The organism is Streptomyces sp. Je 1-332 (assembly GCF_040730185.1).
In the GTDB taxonomy this organism is placed as follows: Bacteria; Actinomycetota; Actinomycetes; order Streptomycetales; family Streptomycetaceae; genus Streptomyces.
The window spans coordinates 1,288,733-1,306,113 of sequence record NZ_CP160402.1; the positions used below are offsets into that span (position 1 = coordinate 1,288,733).

Annotated in this window: 16 protein-coding genes; 7 read left to right on the top strand and 9 right to left on the bottom strand. The window is 71.2% G+C overall.

All coding sequences use genetic code 11. The features are described 5' to 3' along the window. The first annotated feature begins 161 nt into the window (after positions 1–161). Together ABXJ52_RS06010 and ABXJ52_RS06015 are read left to right on the top strand one after the other, a co-directional pair. Positions 162–695 (top strand): Repetin, encoded by a 534-nt coding sequence (locus tag ABXJ52_RS06010; protein WP_367048840.1) that lies wholly within the window; start codon positions 162–164, stop codon positions 693–695. Between the two features lie 152 nt (positions 696–847). Beyond that, positions 848–1,405, top strand: coding sequence for a Repetin (locus tag ABXJ52_RS06015; protein ID WP_367039877.1), 558 nt, complete (start codon positions 848–850; stop codon positions 1,403–1,405). Here ABXJ52_RS06015 and ABXJ52_RS06020 read toward each other — a convergent pair. Beyond that, complete coding sequence (locus tag ABXJ52_RS06020; protein ID WP_160503743.1) at positions 1,402–1,857, bottom strand: Lrp/AsnC family transcriptional regulator; 456 nt, start codon at positions 1,855–1,857, stop codon at positions 1,402–1,404. The genes ABXJ52_RS06015 and ABXJ52_RS06020 overlap by 4 nt on opposite strands. Before the next feature lie 10 nt (positions 1,858–1,867). Continuing rightward, complete coding sequence (locus ABXJ52_RS06025) at positions 1,868–3,337, bottom strand: amino acid permease (protein ID WP_367039879.1); 1,470 nt, start codon at positions 3,335–3,337, stop codon at positions 1,868–1,870. A 307-nt stretch (positions 3,338–3,644) separates the two neighbouring features. Between ABXJ52_RS06025 and ABXJ52_RS06030 the strand changes: the two genes are divergently transcribed. Together ABXJ52_RS06030 and ABXJ52_RS06035 are read left to right on the top strand one after the other, a co-directional pair. Further along, positions 3,645–4,760 carry an LLM class flavin-dependent oxidoreductase gene (locus ABXJ52_RS06030; RefSeq protein ID WP_367039881.1) on the top strand — a complete coding sequence of 372 codons (1,116 nt, stop codon included), beginning with the start codon at positions 3,645–3,647 and terminating at the stop codon, positions 4,758–4,760. Beyond that, positions 4,757–5,587 (top strand): SDR family oxidoreductase, encoded by an 831-nt coding sequence (locus tag ABXJ52_RS06035; protein ID WP_367039883.1) that lies wholly within the window; start codon positions 4,757–4,759, stop codon positions 5,585–5,587. The genes ABXJ52_RS06030 and ABXJ52_RS06035 overlap by 4 nt, the downstream gene beginning before the upstream one ends. A gap of 84 nt (positions 5,588–5,671) precedes the next feature. Here the strand turns inward: ABXJ52_RS06035 and ABXJ52_RS06040 are convergent, their stop codons facing one another. The 5 genes from ABXJ52_RS06040 to rpe form a co-directional block, all read right to left on the bottom strand. After that, entirely contained in the window at positions 5,672–7,114 is a 1,443-nt protein-coding gene (locus tag ABXJ52_RS06040; RefSeq protein WP_367039885.1) for a GuaB1 family IMP dehydrogenase-related protein, read from the bottom strand. Between the two features lie 174 nt (positions 7,115–7,288). Beyond that, positions 7,289–7,666 carry a barstar family protein gene (locus ABXJ52_RS06045; RefSeq protein ID WP_367039887.1) on the bottom strand — a complete coding sequence of 126 codons (378 nt, stop codon included), beginning with the start codon at positions 7,664–7,666 and terminating at the stop codon, positions 7,289–7,291. Next, a complete protein-coding gene (locus ABXJ52_RS06050) occupies positions 7,663–8,073 on the bottom strand; it encodes a ribonuclease domain-containing protein (RefSeq protein WP_367039889.1) in 411 nt (136 codons plus the stop codon). The genes ABXJ52_RS06045 and ABXJ52_RS06050 overlap by 4 nt, the downstream gene beginning before the upstream one ends. Positions 8,074–8,164: 91 nt before the next feature. Beyond that, entirely contained in the window at positions 8,165–9,163 is a 999-nt protein-coding gene (locus ABXJ52_RS06055) for a sugar-binding domain-containing protein (RefSeq protein ID WP_363211159.1), read from the bottom strand. A gap of 222 nt (positions 9,164–9,385) precedes the next feature. Further along, positions 9,386–10,072: a ribulose-phosphate 3-epimerase gene (rpe, locus tag ABXJ52_RS06060; RefSeq protein ID WP_367039891.1), complete on the bottom strand. Its 687-nt coding sequence runs from the start codon at positions 10,070–10,072 to the stop codon at positions 9,386–9,388. 132 nt (positions 10,073–10,204) lie between these two features. Here rpe and ABXJ52_RS06065 point away from each other — a divergent pair, with 132 nt between their 5' ends. Further along, a complete protein-coding gene (locus tag ABXJ52_RS06065) occupies positions 10,205–12,415 on the top strand; it encodes an MMPL family transporter (protein WP_367039893.1) in 2,211 nt (736 codons plus the stop codon). Here the strand turns inward: ABXJ52_RS06065 and ABXJ52_RS06070 are convergent. Both ABXJ52_RS06070 and fmt read right to left on the bottom strand, forming a co-directional pair. Beyond that, positions 12,389–13,858, bottom strand: a complete 1,470-nt coding sequence (locus ABXJ52_RS06070; RefSeq protein WP_367039895.1) for a transcription antitermination factor NusB — start codon at positions 13,856–13,858, stop codon at positions 12,389–12,391. The genes ABXJ52_RS06065 and ABXJ52_RS06070 overlap by 27 nt on opposite strands. 34 nt (positions 13,859–13,892) lie before the next feature. Next, positions 13,893–14,837 (bottom strand): methionyl-tRNA formyltransferase, encoded by a 945-nt coding sequence (gene fmt / locus ABXJ52_RS06075; RefSeq protein WP_367039897.1) that lies wholly within the window; start codon positions 14,835–14,837, stop codon positions 13,893–13,895. A gap of 311 nt (positions 14,838–15,148) precedes the next feature. Here fmt and ABXJ52_RS06080 point away from each other — a divergent pair, with 311 nt between their 5' ends. After that, positions 15,149–15,697 (top strand): hypothetical protein, encoded by a 549-nt coding sequence (locus ABXJ52_RS06080; RefSeq protein ID WP_367039899.1) that lies wholly within the window; start codon positions 15,149–15,151, stop codon positions 15,695–15,697. 450 nt (positions 15,698–16,147) lie between these two features. Further along, on the top strand, positions 16,148–17,350 hold the full coding sequence (locus tag ABXJ52_RS06085; RefSeq protein ID WP_367039900.1) for an IS110 family transposase: 1,203 nt from the start codon (positions 16,148–16,150) through the stop codon (positions 17,348–17,350). Positions 17,351–17,381: the final 31 nt, after the last annotated feature.

Consider the following 17,381-nt stretch of genomic DNA (forward strand, 5'->3'; position numbering starts at 1 on the left):
TCTGGCCCGGAAGGACCGGGTGAACGGCCCGCAACAGGAGGCTTCCCGTGAGCCGCAACATGCGCAACAGCCGCGACAGCCGCAACGCAAGCACCTGGACGACCGCCGGCCGCCTGACCGGCACTCGCAGCCGCGTGATCGCCGTGGGGACCGCCCTGCTGATGTCCGTGGGGGCGGTGGGAGCCGCCGTCGCTTCGGACAACGGCGGGACACATCAGGCGGCCTCGGACACCCGTGCCCGCGAGGCCGCCGCCCTCACCGGCAGCGCGAAGCTGTACCGGGCGACCACCGAGGACGTGACGTTCACCTTCGACGCCCATCTCGCGCGGCGCGACAACATGCGCCCCGACAAGGCGACCGGCACCTTCCGCTTCGTCCACCTCGACAAGCCGGGCGGCAAGGGCGGCTGGGCCGAGGGGCGCATCGACTGCCTGATGACGGGCGGCAAGGTCGCCACGGCCACCGGCATCATCACCGGCAGCAATCTGAAGGGCATCAAGGGCGGCCGCGTAGGCTTCACGGTCCACGACCAGGGCAAGCACGACCGCGTGGGCTACAGCTGGGCCTCGGTGGGCGGCCCCGACGGGACCAAGAAGCTGCCCAAGTGCACGAGCGCGGCCCCCTTCGAGAAGGTCAAGCAGGGCACCGGCGACTTTCACGTAAAGCCCTGGCACCCCACGTACCCGACCGGCTGACGGCTGATTCACCGGGCGGCCCCGGCGCCTCCTCCTCCGCCGCGCGGCGGAGGAGGTCACCCCCTCGCGCACGATGCGGCGGGCTTCGGCTCACGCGAGTGTGGATCACGCCCGGAGGGACCGGGCGGACCACAGCCGGACGGGGACGTCACATGAACCGCCGCTCCACCTTCATCCGAGCCGTCGCCGTCGGCGCCGCGCTCCTCGCACTCGCCGGAGCCACGGGCCCCGCGACCGCGTCCAGCACTCCGCACCCTGGGCGCGAGGCGGCCTCCCTGACCGGGACCGCCATGCTGGACCGCCGCCCCGGCGACGACGCCACGGTCACCTTCGACGCCCATCTGGACGCCAAGGGCAAGAACGACCCCACGACCGCGTACGGCACCATCAAGTTCAGCCACTACATGGAGAACCCCAAGTTCGGCGGGTCCGCCGAGGCGCGCGTGGACTGCCTGCTGACCGGCGGAAAGGTCGCCACGGTGTCGGCGGTCGTCACGAAGGCGGACGGCGGCCTGAAAGGGGCGATCGGCAAGCGCGTCGGGATGACGGTCCACGACCAGGGCAAGCAGGACCGCTTCGGCTACAGCTGGGCCATGGTCGGCATCCCGAACGACCTGCCGGACGACATGCCCAAGTGCGTGAGCGCGGCCCCGTTCGACAAGACGAGGCCGGGCAGCGGCGACCTGCACGTACTGCCGATGAAGAGCTAGGCAGGCGCTCCGGAGGAGAACCGGCGCATCAGGGGCGAGAGGACGAGCACGGACTTCGTACGCTCCACGAAGTGCTCGCCCGCGATCCGTTCGAGCACCCGCTCGAAGTGCCGCATGTCGGCGGCGAAGACCTGGACGACGGCGTCCGCCTCCCCGGTGACGGTGGAGGCGGACGCGATCTCCGGATATCTCTCCAGGCCTCGCCGGATCGCCTCCGGCGAGGTGTTGCGACGGCAGTAGATCTCGATGAAACCCTCGGTCTCCCAGCCCAGCGCGGCCGGGTCGACCCGCACGGTGAATCCCGTGATGGCCCCGGTCTCCCGCAGCCGGTCCACGCGCCGCTTCACGGCGGGCGCGGAGAGCCCGACCAGCTGGCCGATGTCGGCGTAGGAGCGGCGGGCGTCCTCGGCGAGGGCGTGCACGATGCGTTCGTCGAGATCGTTCAGTCGCACTGGGGGTGGATCACTTCTCTGCGGAGGCCAATCGGGAGCGGCTCATGCCGTACAGGAAGTAGAACACGAGGCCGACGGCCATCCAGACACCGAACACGACCCAGGTGACGGAGTCGAGGCTGAACATGTTGTAGGCGCAGAAGCCGAAGCCGAGCACCGGGAAGAGCCAGCCGAGCGGCACCCGGAAGGTGCGCGGCATGTCGGGGCGGGTCCGGCGAAGCACGATCACCGCGATGTTGACCAGGCCGAACGCGAAGAGCGTACCGATGCTGGTGGCGTCGACGAGCTTGCCGAGCGGGATGACCGAGGCGAGCGCCGCGCAGAACAGCGACACGATGACGGTGTTCACGCGGGGCGTGCCGGTCTTCTTGCTGACCTTGCCGAACACCTTGGGGACCAGGCCGTCGCGGGACATCGCGAACAGGACGCGGGTCTGGCCGTAGAGGACGGTCAGGACGACGGACGCGATGGAGATGACCGCGCCGGCGGCGAGGATCGTGCCCCACATGCTCTGGCCGCTGACGTCGTTCATGATCGCGGCGAGCGCGGCTTCGGAGCCCTCGAAGTCCGTCCAGTTCCAGGCGCCGACGGCGACGGCCGCGACCAGGACGTAGAGGGACGTGACGATGATCAGCGAGAGCATGATCGCGCGGGGCAGGTCGCGCTGCGGGTTCTTCGCTTCCTCACCTGCGGTGGACGCGGCGTCGAAGCCGATGTACGAGAAGAACAGGCTCGCGGCGGCGGCGCTGACGCCGGCGGTGCCGAGCGGCATGAAGTCGGAGTAGTTGCCCGACTTGAAGCCCATGAAGCCGATGGTGCAGAAGAGCACGAGCGCGGCGATCTTCACGATCACCATGATCGTGTTGGCCGTCGCCGACTCCTTGGCGCCGCCGAGCAGGAACACCATGGCGAGCAGGACGACGATCAGGCCGGGCAGGTTGATGATGGCGCCGTCGACCTCACCGGGGGCCGCCGAGAGGGCGTCCGGGATCGTGACGCCGATGGTCCCGTTGAGCAGTTCGTTGAGATATTCGCCCCAGCCGACGGCGACCGCCGCCACCGAGACGCCGTACTCCAGGACCAGGCACCAGCCGCAGACCCAGGCGACGAGTTCACCCATCGTTGCGTACGCGTACGAGTACGAGGAGCCCGCGACCGGTATGGAACCGGCGAGCTCGGCGTACGAGAGCGCGGAGAAGAGGGCGGTGAGACCGGCGATCACGAAGGAGATGGTGACGGCGGGCCCGGCCTTGGGGACGCTCTCGCCGAGGACGACGAAGATGCCGGTGCCGAGCGTGGCGCCGATGCTGATCATGGTCAGCTGCCACATGCCGAGGGAGCGCCGCAGCGAGCCACCTTCGCCCTTGCCACCCTCCGCGACCAGGAGTTCCACCGGCTTGCGCCGCATCAGGCGGCTGCCGAGTCCGGTGGCCCCCGGGGGGCTTGGGCGGTTCTGCGGGGGTGCGCCTTGGTCGAGCACGCGTGGCTCCTTCATCGCTGCCGGTCAGGGCGGCGGGACCGGCGGCAGCTCCCACGCATGGATGGGGACCGCCGAGCAGGCGGTCCCCGCCACACCACGTACAGCGGACGACTCTATGAGGCGCGCTTCACGTACGTAATGCAGCAACCTTGCGCAGCCCCGCATGATCGTTGCGTACTTCCCATTCCTGCGGGTCTTTGTTGCGCGGTCCGTTTCGTCCGTTGCGTGCGGGGGCGCCGGGGAGGCGATTGACACTTCGTCAGATCTATCCCATCGTGCACTCCGGCCGAGAGGGAGGCAGAAGCCCATGGACCTCGATGTGCTGTACGAGATCGACGTACCGAAGCCCTGGAACGGACCCCATCCGCACGGCCAGCGCACGGCCGAGCAGCGCGCCTATCGCGAGGCAGTGGAACAGATCCGGCTCGCGGACCGCGTCGGCTTCCGCACCGTGTGGGCGGTGGAGCACCACTTCCGCGAGGGCCGTTCGCACTGCCCCGCGCCCGAGGTGCTCCTCGGCCATCTCGCGGCGCTCACCGAGCGGATACGCCTCGGTTTCGGCGTCACCCTCACCCCGTTCGGCTTCACTCCCCCGCAGCGGATCGCGGAGAAGGTCGCGGCGGTCGACGTACTCTCGGACGGCCGCGTGGAGTGGGGCACAGGCCGTTCAACTCCCATGGAACAGACGGCATTCGGGGTCGATCGCGAGCAGTCGCGGTCCGACTGGCGCGAGGCGATCGAGATCGTGACGGGCATGTGGCGCGAGGAGTACTTCGCCTACGAGTCCGAACGGTTCAGCTTCCCCCGCCGGATGGTCACGCCGAAGCCGTTCCAGGACCCGCATCCGCCGTGCTGGATGGCGGCGACGTCCCCCGGTTCGGCGGAGGTGGCGGGCGCGGCGGGCCTCGGCCTGCTCTCCTTCTCGATCATGCAGCCGCTGGAGGTGATGGCCCGCCAGGTCGCCGCCTACCGAACGGCAGCGCGCACCCCCTCCCCCATCACGGACGTCACCACGGACCGCGTCAGCGCGTACACGCTGGTGCACGTGGCGGACCGGCCCTCGCAGCGGGTCTGGGACTCGGTGGCCTGGTGGTACCGCAACCTCGCCCAGTTCACGCTCGACTGGGAACTGCCGCACCTCTCCCCCGACGAGCGCGAGCAGACGTTCCCCTTCCTCACCCCGATCATCGAAGGGCACGTCCCCGTCGAGGAGTTCAGCGACGGCGACATGATCCTCATCGGCGACGCGGAGACCGTCGTCCGCAAGGCCAAGCGCTACGCCGACCTCGGCATCGACCAGCTCATCTGTTACGTCCAGTGGGGTTATCTGGAGCATCAGGAGATCCTGCGCACGATCGAGATCCTGGGCAAGGAAGTCATCCCGGAACTGGCGTCATACCGGCCACGGCGGTCGGCACCGTGAGCGGAGAATCCCTCGACACTTCCGACACCCTAGACACCTCCCCCGTCCCCGACTACGCCGCCCTGCACCGCCTGGACGACCACGCCATCGTCCTCCTCGGAGCGGGCAACGGCATCGGCCGCCAGACCGCGCACGCGCTCACGGCGGCGGGCGCGCGGGTCCTGTGCGTGGATCTCGACCAAGGCCGCGCGGAGGCCGTCGCCGCCGAGACGGGAGGTGTCCCGTACGTCGCGGACGTGACGAGGCGCGAAGAGGTACGGGAGCTCTTTGCCTACGCACGCCGGGAGTTGGGCACGGTGCACGGCGTCGTCGACATCGTGGGCATGGCCCGCTACGCACCCCTGGGCGAGCTGGACGACGCGTCCTGGGACTGGCACTTCTCCCTGGTCCTGCGGCACGCCTGGCTGGCGGTGCAGTACGGCGGTGAGGCGCTCGCCGACGCGGGCGGCGGCCCGCTGGTCTTCGTCGCGTCCGTGTCGGGCCTGACGGCAGCGCCCCTCCACGCGGCGTACGGCGCGGCCAAGGCGGGCCTGATCTCCCTGGTCCGCTCGGCGGCGGTGGAGTACGGCCCGCGCGGGGTACGGGTGAACGCGGTGGCGCCCGGAGTCGTCTGGACGCCGCGGGTGGCGGCCCTGATCGGCGAGGAGGGCCGCGAACTCAACGCGCGCGACGCTCCGTTGGCGCGGGTGGCCGAAACCTCGGACATCGCGTCGGCCCTGCTCTTCTTCGCCTCGCCACTGTCCTCGTACATCACCGGGCAGACGCTCGTCGTGGACGGCGGGGTAAGCGTGAAGTTCCCGTATCCGACCATCGGGGGCGCACGGTGAAGGGGCGCCCCCGATGGGGCGCGGGGAACTGCGCGACCAGCCGTGACGCACCCGCGGCCAAGTGCGCAGCTCCCCGCGGAGCGACTAGCTCCAGCTGGCGTGCAGCGGCTTGCCCTCCGCGTAGCCCGCGGCGCTCTGCACACCCACGGTGGCCCGCTCGGCGAACTCCGCCAGCGAACCCGCACCGGCGTACGTGCAGGAGGAACGGACGCCCGCGATGATCGAGTCGATCAGGTCCTCGACGCCGGGGCGCTCCGGGTCCAGGAACATCCGCGAGGTCGAGATGCCCTCCTCGAACAGCGCCTTGCGAGCACGGTCGTACGCCGACTCCTCGCTGGTGCGGTTCTTGACCGCCCGGGCCGACGCCATGCCGAACGACTCCTTGTAGAGGCGGCCGTTGGCGTCCTGCTGCAGGTCGCCCGGGGACTCGTACGTCCCGGCGAACCATGAGCCGATCATGACGTTCGACGCACCGGCGGCCAGCGCCATGGCGACGTCACGGGGGTGGCGGACGCCGCCGTCGGCCCACACGTGCTTGCCGAACTTCGCGGCCTCGGCGGCGCATTCGAGCACCGCGGAGAACTGCGGGCGGCCGACGCCGGTCATCATGCGCGTGGTGCACATGGCGCCGGGGCCCACACCGACCTTGATGATGTCGGCACCGGCCTCGATCAGGTCCCGTACGCCCTCGGCGGCGACGATGTTGCCCGCGACGATCGGCACCTGCGGGTCGAGCGCGCGCACGGCCTTGACCGCGGCGATCATCGACTCCTGGTGGCCGTGCGCGGTGTCCACGACGAGCGTGTCGGCGCCCGCGTCGAGGAGCTGCTTGGCCTTGGCGGCGACGTCGCCGTTGATGCCGACGGCGGCGGCGATGCGCAGCTTGCCGTTGGCGTCGAGTGCGGGCGAGTAGAGCGTCGCGCGCAGGGCGCCCGTGCGGGTCAGGATGCCGGCGAGGCGGCCGTCCTTGCCCACGGCGGGGGCGTAGCGGCGGTTGGCGTGGTCCAGCTTGTTGAACGCCTCGATCGGGTCGATGTCCGCGTCGAGCAGCACGAGGTCCTTGGACATGACCTCGGAGAGCTGGGTGAAGCGGTCGACGCCGTTCAGGTCCGTGTCGGTGACGACGCCGACCGGCTTCTGGTCAGCGTCCACGACGACGCCGGCGTTGTGTGCGCGCTTGGACAGCAGCGCGAGCGCGTCGGCGACGGTCTGCGTGGGGGCCAGGACGATGGGGGTGTCCAGGACGTGGTGGCGCGTCTTGACCCAGGAGATGACCTCGGTGACGACCTCGATCGGAATGTCCTGCGGGATCACGACGAGGCCACCGCGGCGGGCGACGGTCTCAGCCATGCGGCGTCCGGCGATCGCGGTCATGTTCGCGACGACCAGCGGGATCGTGGTGCCGGTGCCGTCCGGCGACGAGAGGTCGACGCCCTGACGCGATCCGACGGCGGAGCGCCTCGGCACCATGAAGACGTCGTCGTACGTCAGGTCGTACGCAGGCTGGATGTCATTGAGGAAGCGCACGTGCTGCTCATCCCAGTCGTTCAGAGGTGGCCCCCGGACAGTTAGGCCGAGGGAAAAGCACGTACTTCAGTGTCCCATGCCCGGGGCGATGCGCCGCCTGGGATGATCACCCAGCCGGGCTGCCGAAGACCTGGTCGGATCCTCCAAGCGCCGCCCCGGACGGTCACCCTCCGCTCAGGAGCGCGTGCCGAGCGCGAGAACGATCTCCAGGCCGGTCCCGCGCTCCCGGGCGTACTCCACGGCATCCGTGAACACCTCCTGGGCGACGATCCACTCCTGGGGGGCGGCCTCGGCGTACTCCTGCCAGGCGGTGACGGCGAGGAGCCGTCCGGGCGCGGCGGACGCGGCACCCAGGTCGGTGAGGCAGTCGGCGAGCGCGTCCCAGTTGCGCCCGAACCACTCGGGCAGGTCGAGCGCGCGGGCGCAGCGCTCCATGAAGGCGGCCTTGTCGCGCACGCCGCTCAGGTCGAGCGAGACGGTGGCCATACCGGCGGCACGGACGGCCTCCAGCACGGGCGTCAGCGGCTCCGGGGGCAGCTGTTCGGGCGTCATCTCAGTACCGCCTTGAAGGACGCGTAGTGGTCGTCCGTGTAGTAGGTCTCGCCACCGCTCCCGGTGACGATCCGCCGCGCGCCCCGGTCGCGTTCGCCGGGGGTGGGGACGGTGTACTCGCGGTAGTGGCCGCGCCGCTGCTTCGGCAGCTCGCCCTCGAAGTTGCCGAAGACGGAGCCGTCCTTGGCGTACGGGAACGGCCCCCCGTCATCGATGAGCCGCAACGTCCGCCGCGCCTCGGCGGGCAGCCGGCCGGCCTGGACGGCGGGCATGCCGTGCGGCGCCCATGCGGGGGCGGACGCGGAGGCTTCCGCTCTGCTGCCGCCGCCCGAGGAACACCCGGTGACGAGGACGGTCAGGCAGACAAGGGCCGCACCCAGCGCCCGGGGTACGAACCGGAGCATCATGGGCCAGATGCTCCCATGGCCGGCCCCGAGCCGCAGCGCCCCGAAGGGGCGCGGGGAACTGCGCGGCCAGCCACAGCGCGCCCGCAGGCAGTCAGCTACCGTCCGGGTCCGCCCGATCCAACGCAGGATGCGGAGTGTGCCCCATCACCATCAACTGATCAGCCGCAGCCGTGTCCGTGACGAGGCTGGTCACAAGTCCCGAACGCAGCACAGCGTCAATCGCGGCAGCCTTACGCTGCCCGCCCGCGATGGCGACCACCTCAGGAATCCGTCGAAGCCGGTCGGCTTCCACGGTGATGCACCGCTCCCCCAGGTCCCGCCCGACCCTGCGCCCCTCGGCATCGAAGAGGTGCGCGGACATCTCGGCGGCGACGCCCAGCGACGCGTAATGCGCACGCTCCTCGTCGCTGAGCATGTCGTGGACGGTGGAGATGCCGGGCTCCCAGGAGCCGATGGAGACCGCGGCGACGGTGACCTTGTCGAAGTACTCAAACGCCCGCGCGATCCCGGTCTGGTTCCGCAACGCGGCGGCCGTGGCCGGGTCCGGCAGCAGCATCGGCGCGTAGATGGGGTGGGCCTCGCCGCCCGAGACCTGCGCGGCACGCCGCACGGCCTCGACCGAGCCGCGCTCAGCGGTCCCCGCGTCGTACACACCCGTCAGCTGCACCACGGTGCACGGCGGCAGCTGGTCGAGGGCGGCGGCCATGTGGATGGTCGAGCGTCCCCACGCGAGTCCGAGGACGTCGCCCTCGGTGACCAGTTCGCCGAGCAGATCGGCCGCGACCTCGCCGAGGTTCTCGGGGTCGGGCGACTCGTCGATCTCGTCGGCGGGCGCCGGCGACTCGACGACGACCGCGTGCCGCAGGCCGTAGCGGGCGCGCAGCGCGTCCGAGCGCTCCGCGTCGAGCTCGGCGGGCACACGGATCTCGATCCGTACGAGGTCACGTTCGAGAGCCGTCTCCAGGACCCTGGCCACCTTGAAGCGGCTCACGCCGAACTCCTCGGCGATCTGGATCTTCGACTTGCCCTCGAGATAGAAGCGGCGGGCCATGGCCGCCGCCTGCACCAGCTCCGCGGGTCCCATCCGCATGGCTGACCGGCCGCCCGTCGACACGACGATCTCCTCACTGTCATTTCACGACTGTCATTTCAAGCATCTGTCGTTCACGCGTTCACACACATCGGTGTGGGCTTCGCGCGCATGGCCACGGCTTCTCGCGCATTGCCGCAGCGCAACCTGGGTTCGCCGTTCATCCTTGCAGATCTGACGTACTTGATCAGCCCCGAAGGACTGCGTTCACGTATTGGTGGCTCAGTGGCCGCACGCCCATGCCGCCGTGGACGTCGCCCCGGCCGCCTGGGTGCGCAGTGCACGTACCGCCGCGGACGGGTCGTCGGCCCCGTACACCGCCGAGCCGGCCACGAAGACGTCGGCGCCGGCCTCGGCGCAGCGCTCGATGGTCTCGGCGGAGACGCCGCCGTCGACCTGGAGCCAGAGTTCGAGGCCGTGCTTGCTGATCAACTCGCGGGTGCGACGGATCTTCGGGAGCATGATGTCGAGGAACGCCTGGCCGCCGAACCCCGGCTCGACGGTCATGATCAGCAGCATGTCGAGCTCGGAGAGCAGGTCCTCGTACGGCTCGATGGGCGTCGCGGGCTTCAGCGCCATGGAGGCGCGGGCGCCCTGGGCGCGGATCTCGCGGGCCAGGCGGACGGGAGCGGCGGCCGCCTCCACGTGGAAGGTGACCGATCCGGCGCCCGCTTCGACGTACTGCGGAGCCCAGCGATCGACGTCCTCGATCATCAGGTGGCAGTCCAGCGGTGTGTCCGTCGCTCGGGCGAGAGACTCTACGACCGGCACCCCGAGGGTGAGGTTGGGAACGAAGTGGTTGTCCATGACGTCGACATGGAGCCAGTCGGCACCTTCGACCGCCCTTGCCTCCTCGGCAAGGCGGGCGAAATCCGCGGACAGGATGCTGGGGTTGATCTGCACGGCCATGCCCCAAGACTGCCATGTCCCGTGCCCGTTGCCCTCCGCGGTCCGTAGCGTGAGCCAACGGGCTCCTTTGACCATGGACCGCGTGCCATGCTGGGCGGTCCACCGGGACGACGTGGGGCAGCGGGGGTAGCCATGCCGGACGAACGGTCGGACGTGCGGTCGCACGGGCAGCCCGGGGGCCGGCGCCGGGCGGGCCGAGGAGTGGCCTGGCTGGTGTGCGGGCGGCGCACCAAGTGGCTCGTGGTGCTGTTCTGGCTGGTGGTGATCGTGGCCGCCGCGCCGCTCGCGCAGAAGCTCACGGACGCCCAGGACAACCAGGCGTCGTCCTGGCTGCCGGGTTCCGCGGAGTCCACCCAAGTCCTGGACATCTCCGAGGAGTTCAGGCCCGAACAGATTCCCGCGATCGTGGTGTACGCCCGCGACGGCGGTCTCACCGCCGAGGACCGCGCGCGGATCACCGAGGACCTCGGCGAGCTCAAGGAGCTGCGCGCCCACGGCGTGCGGGGCCAGGAGACCCGCGGCCCGCTCTTCGACACGAAGAGGCCCGCCGCCGCCGAGGCGGCGCAGATCTTCGTGCCCATCACCATGGACGAGAAGGGCTGGGAGCGGATCACGCCCGCCGTCGAGTCCATGCGTGAGCGCGTGGGGGAGAGCGCGGGCGGCCTCTCGGTGTACGTCACGGGGCCAGGCGGTACGTCGGCCGACTTCTCCGAGGCGTTCGAGGGCATCGACTCGACGCTGCTCCTCTCGGCGGCCGGCGTCGTCATCGTCATCCTCCTGATCACCTACCGCAGCCCGGTCCTGCTGTTCGTCCCGCTGCTCGCGGCGGTCGTCTCCCTGTTCGCCGCGCAGGCGCTGATCTACCTCCTGGCCGAGCACGCGGGCCTGACGGTCAACGGCCAGAGCGCGGGCATCTTGACGGTCCTCGTCTTCGGCGCGGGGACGGACTATGCCCTGCTCCTGGTCGCTCGCTACCGCGAAGAACTGCGCCGCCACGAGGACCGGCACGAGGCGATGCAGCTCGCCCTGCACCGGGCGGGCCCCGCGGTCATCGCGTCCGGCGCCACGGTCGTGGTCAGCATGCTCGTCCTGCTCACCGCCGACATGAACTCGACGCGCGGCCTTGGCCCCGTGGCCGCCATCGGCGTCGCGGTCGCCCTGCTGGCGATGCTGTCGCTGTTCCCCGCGCTCCTGGTGGTCTGCGGCCGGTGGCTGTTCTGGCCGCTGATCCCGCACAACGGCTCGCAGGAGCCCACCGAGCGCGGCGTCTGGGCCCGCATGGGCCGCCGTATCGCCCATCGCCCGCGCCTGACCTGGGGCATCACGGCGGTGGCGCTCGCGGCGCTGGCACTCGGCCTGACGCAGCTGCGCGCCGAGGGGCTCAGCAACGCCGACTCCTTCACGGACAAGCGGGACTCGATCGTGGGCCAGGAGGTGCAGGGGAAGTACTTCCCCGCGGGCAGCGGTGACCCGCTGGTGATCGTGGCGGAGGCGGACCGGGGCGACGCGGTGCGCGACGCGGTCGCGAAGACGCGGGGTGTGGACCCCGCGAGCGTCGGCGTACCGCCGGGGACCAAGGCGGAGGCCGGGGGCCGGGTCCTGTTCGAGGCGACACCGACCGCCGCTGCCGACAGCGAGGCGGCCAAGCAGACCGTGGAGCGGGTGCGCGACGCGGTGCACGCCGTGCCCGACGCGGACGCGAAGGTGGGCGGCGGCACGGCGGCTCTCCTGGACATGGACCGCGCGACGGCCCACGACAACAAGCTGGTGATCCCGCTCGTCCTCGTGGTCGTCCTGCTGATCCTCGCGGTGCTGCTGCGCGCCCTGGTCGCGCCGCTGCTCCTGATCGCGACGGTGGTGCTCTCCTTCTCCGCCGCGCTCGGCATCAGCGCGCTCGCCTTCCGCCACCTCTTCGACTACGCGGGCGAGTCCACGGACTTCCCGCTCTTCGTCTTCGTGTTCCTGGTGGCGCTCGGCATCGACTACAACATCTTCCTGTCGACCCGCATCCGTGAGGAGGCGGGCCGCCAGGGCACCCGTGCGGGCGTGGTGACGGGCCTCGCCGCGACCGGCGCGGTCATCACGTCGGCGGGCCTGGTGCTCGCGGGCACCTTCGCCGCGCTCGGCACGCTCCCGATGGTGGCGTTCGCCGAGATCGGCTTCGCGGTCGCGCTCGGCGTCCTGCTCGACACCTTCGTCGTACGGTCCGTCCTGGTCACCGCGCTGTTCCTGGACGTGGGCCCGAAGGTGTGGTGGCCGCACGCCCTGAGCAAGGACCCGGCGGCCTCCCGTACGCCCGCTCCCGCGAAGACTGTCTCAGGCGGTCCGCCGGATCAGGGCTAGGTACATCGCGTCCGTGCCGTGCAGATGCGGCCACAGCTGGACGTCGGGCCCGTCACCGAGCGCAGGAACGCCCGGCATCAGCGGCCGCGCGTCGATGAGTTCGGCCCCCTCGTGCTGCTTGAGCACGTCGTCGACGACGGCACGGGTCTCCGCGAGGTGCGGTGAACAGGTGGCGTAGCCGACGACGCCGCCGACGCGCACGGACTCCAACGCCGTGCGCAGCAGCCCTCGTTGGAGCGGCGCGAAGCCCTCCAGGTCCTCCGGGCGGCGCCGCCAGCGGGCCTCGGGGCGGCGGCGCAGGGCGCCGAGTCCCGTGCAGGGCACGTCCATCAGGACCCGGTCGAAGGTGCCGGGCTGCCACGGCGGCCGGGTGCCGTCGGCGGCGATGACCTCGTACGGGCCCGGGTTGCCCCGCAGGGCCTGCGCGACGAGACGGGCACGGTGCGGCTGCTTCTCCGCGGCGAGGAGGGCGGCGCCCCGCCCGGAGGCGAGGCCCGCGAGCATGGCGGCCTTGCCGCCGGGGCCCGCGCATCCGTCGAGCCACTTCTCGTCCCGCCCCTCGATCGGGGCGTTCGCGAGTGCGATCGCGACGAGCTGGCTGCCCTCGTCCTGGACACCGGCGCGGCCGTCGCGCACGGCCTCGATCGACCCCGGCTCGCCGCCTTCGCTGAGCCGCACGGCGTACGGCGACCAGCGCCCCGGCAGCGCGGACTCCTCACCCACGGTGTCGAGGAGTTCATCGGCGGTGGAGCGTCCTGGGCGGGCCACGAGGGTCACTTCGGGCCGCTCGTTGTCCGCGTCCAGAAGGTCCTCGATGCCCGCGCGTCCGCCGCCGAGCGCGTCCCAGAGCGCGGAGACGACCCAGCGCGGGTGGGAGTGGACGACGGCGAGGTGGTCCTCGGCGTCCTCGTCGTAGGAGGGCGCGACCTTCGCCACCCACCCGTCGAGATCATCGGCGGCGACCTTGCGGAGCACCGCGTTGACGAACTTGGCCCGCCCGTCGCCCAGTACGACCCGTGCCAGTTCCACGGAGGCGGAGACGGCGGCGTGCGTCGGGATGCGCGTCCCGAGCAACTGGTGAACGCCCATGTTCAGCACATCGAGGACCGGCGGGTCGACCTCGCGCAGCGGCCGGTCGATGCAGGCGGCCACGATCGCGTCGTACGTCCCCTGCCTGCGCAGTGTCCCGTAGACCAGCTCGGTGGCGAGCGCCGCGTCACGCGCGTCGAAGTCGCCCTTGTCGCGCGCCTTGCGCAGCAGTGGCGGCAGGACGAGGTTCGCGTAGGCGTCGCGCTCGTCCACGGCCCGCAACGCCTCGAAGGCGAGGAAACGGACCGGGTCCTTCTTGGGACGGCGGTGGGGCTTGCCGGGCTTACCGGGCTTGGCTGCGGGCTTACCGGAGTTGCCCTGCTTCTGGGGACGCCGGCTGGGCTGGTCGTTCAAAGGTGCTCCGCTAATGGATGGGGGCCGAACCTGTTCAGCCTACGTCGGTCGCGCCGAGCAGCTCACCCGGGGCGATCCGCACCCCGCGCGCCCAGTCGGCACCGCGCATCGGCTTCTTGCCCTGTGGCTGGACCCAGAGCAGCTCCACGGCGTGCGAGCCGGTACCGACGTACACGTTGTTCTTTGCGGCGCCGAGCTCGCCGGGAGCGAGGTCGGTGCGGTCCGCGACGAGCGCGGACTGGATGATCTTCAACCGCTCGCCGCGGAACACCGACCAGGCGCCGGGCGCCGGGGTGCAGCCACGCACGACGCGGTCGACGCGCAGAGCGGGGGCCGCCCAGTCCACCTGGGCGTCCTCGACGGTGATCTTCGGGGCGAGGGTGACACCGTCGGCGGGCTGCGGTACGGCCTTCAGGGAGCCGTCCTCGATGCCGTCCATGGTGGCGGCGAGCAGTCCGGAGCCGGCGAAGGCGAGGCGGGTGAGCAGGTCGCCGCTGGTGTCGGTGGCCCGGACGACCTCGGTGACGGTCCCGTACACCGGCCCGGAGTCGAGCCCCTGCTCGATCAGGAAGGTGGAAGCCCCGGTGATCTCGTCGCCCGCCATCACGGCGTGCTGCACGGGCGCTGCTCCACGCCAGGCGGGCAGCAGCGAGAAGTGCAGATTGACCCAGCCGCGGGCCGGGACGTCCAGGGCGGCCTTGGGCAGCAGAGCCCCGTAGGCGACGACCGGGCAGCAGTCGGGCCCGATCTCCCGAAGTCGCGCCAGGAACTCCTCGTCGCGCGGCTTCGCGGGCTTGAGCACCTCGATGCCGGCTTCCTCCGCGCGCTGGGCGACGGGGCTCGCGACGAGCCTGCGGCCGCGGCCGGCGGGGGCGTCGGGCCGGGTGACGACGGCGGCCACCTCGTGCCGGTCGGAGGCGATCAGGGCGTCCAGGGCGGGGACGGCGACCTCGGGGGTGCCTGCGAAGACGAGCTTCATCGGTGGCTGTCGGCCTCTCGGGACGGAAACGTACGGCGAGCGCACCAGTCTATGAGCCCCTCCCCCGACCCGCGCCCCACGGGGGCGTTGACCGCGCTGGGCGGCTCCGGGAGAGCTTCGCGCGACGGCCTCACACCGCACCGCACCGCTCGCGGCGGGGGCGTACGTGTGGCCGCGCGCCCCGTGCAGATGCGTACGCGCCCCCGCACCGTGACCCCACACGAACTAGCGCGTTGGTCAAGAAAGAGTTGACCACAACGGGCCGCGCATGCGGCCCGATCCTTTTCAACGCCGGTTCGAGAGGCTTGTTCATGGCCGACCACGCAACCCACGACGCCCAGGCACGGGCCAGCCTGCACCTCCTGGTTCGGGACATCGAGCGGGTCCGCCGGCAGGTGGACGCACTGCGTACGCTCACCGCCCAGCTCGGCAACGTCTACCGCCCGCGCCGCTCGAGCCCCTCCGCGGGCTTCGTCGTGTACGGGCGTGCCCCCGCCCCGACCGTCCGCCTCGCCCAGGAGCTGCGGGACAGCGTCGAGACGCTGGTGACCGCCGCGGTGGACTTCGACCGCTCGCTGGGCTTCTCGTGGGACGCGGTGGGCTCGGCCCTCGGAGTGACCAAGCAGGCGGTGCACCGCCGTTACGGGGCCCGGCGGGCCACGACGCAGGCGGCGGCCGAAGCCGAGCGCGCCACGGAGACGATCCCCGCCCCCACGGCCGCCCGCCCTCCGGTCCCGGTCGGCGCCCCGCTCCCCTCGGTGCCCGCGGCCCGCGCGATGCCGACCCAGCCCACGGCAGGCAGCCCCGCCCTCCGCGAGGACCCCCGCCCGAACATCTTCCCGGGCCCACGCAACGGCTGACCACGGCATCGCGGCGGCTGTCTCCACCGGTTCCCCCGGCGAGGACAGCCGCCGCCGTCGTTCTCTGAGGCGGGCAGGCGTGACCGCCCCGCCGTCGTTGTGGGCAGGCGTTCCGCAGGGCCTGGGCAGCCCCGCGCAGCGGAAAGCCCCGCGCAGCGAAGCCCTCTGCCCAGGCAGTGAGGAGCCCCCCCGTTATGTTTTCCGCGGTCCTGCAAGAGGGCCGCTGGCCTCCGGGCCCGGCATGGCTGGTCCCCCCTGTCGAAGCGATGACCTGGGGGGTGGTGCCACCGGGCCCGAGAGGCGCCGTTGGAGACGCTGATGAGAGGTCCGACTACCGCCCGGCCGAGCGCAATGCCCGGTCCTTCGCAGGCGGCAGGTCTGCATAACGTGGATGCGCGCACGACGCCAACGCCCAGGCCAGCACGCACAACGTCCGTTCGGGAGGACGGTTTGAACGAGTACGACGAGATAGGCGTCTTCCTGGGCCTGGACGTGGGGAAGAGCGCTCACCACGGACACGGACTCACCCCGGCCGGCAAGAAAGTCTTCGACAAGCAACTGCCCAACACCGAACCGAAGCTGCGGCAGGTCTTCGACAAGCTCCGCGAGAAGTTCGGCACCGTCCTGGTCGTCGTGGACCAGCCGGCCTCGATCGGCGCTCTGCCGCTGACAGTGGCCCGCGACACGGGCTGCCAGGTCGCCTACCTGCCGGGCCTTTCGATGCGACGGATCGCTGACCTCTACCCGGGCGAGGCAAAGACCGATGCCCGCGACGCGGCCGTCATCGCGGACGCCGCCCGCACCATGCCGCACACCCTTCGCTCGCTTCAGCTGACCGACGAGATCACCGCCGAGCTCACCGTCCTCGTCGGCTTCGACCAGGACCTGGCGGCCGAGGCCACCCGCACATCCAACCGGATCCGGGGCCTGCTCACCCAGTTCCACCCGTCCCTGGAACGGGTCCTGGGCCCGCGTCTGGATCACCCGGCGGTCACCTGGCTGCTGGAACGCTACGGATCCCCAGCCGCGCTGCGAAGAGCCGGACGCCGCAGGCTGGTTGAGGTGGTCCGGCCCAAAGCCCCGCGCATGGCAAAACGGCTGATCGACGACGTCTTCGATGCACTCGACGAGCAGACCGTCGTGGTCCCGGGCACCGGCACCCTGGACATCGTGATCCCCTCGCTGGCCCGCTCGCTCGGCGCCGTTCACGAGCAACGACGGGCGGCAGAATCCCAGATCGCAGCCCTGCTGGAGGACCACCCTCTTTCCAAGGTCCTGACGTCGCTGCCCGGCGTCGGCGTCAGGACCGCCGCCGCACTGCTGGTCACCGTCGGCGACGGCACCAGCTTCCCCACCGCCGCCCACCTCGCCTCCTACGCCGGCCTCGCCCCCACCACCAAGTCCTCCGGGACCTCGATCCACGGCGAACACGCCCCACGGGGCGGCAACCGGCAGCTCAAACGCGCGATGTTCCTGTCCGCGTTCGCTGCCCTGCACGATCCTGCCTCCCGCACCTATTACGACAAATGCCGGGCCAGAGGAAAAACCCACACCCAAGCGCTCCTCCGCCTCGCCCGACAACGGATCAACGTGCTGTTTGCAATGCTCCGCGACGGCACCTTCTACGAACCCAGAACCCCACGCCTCGCTTGACGAAAGACATAGAGGCACCCCCCGGCGGGAA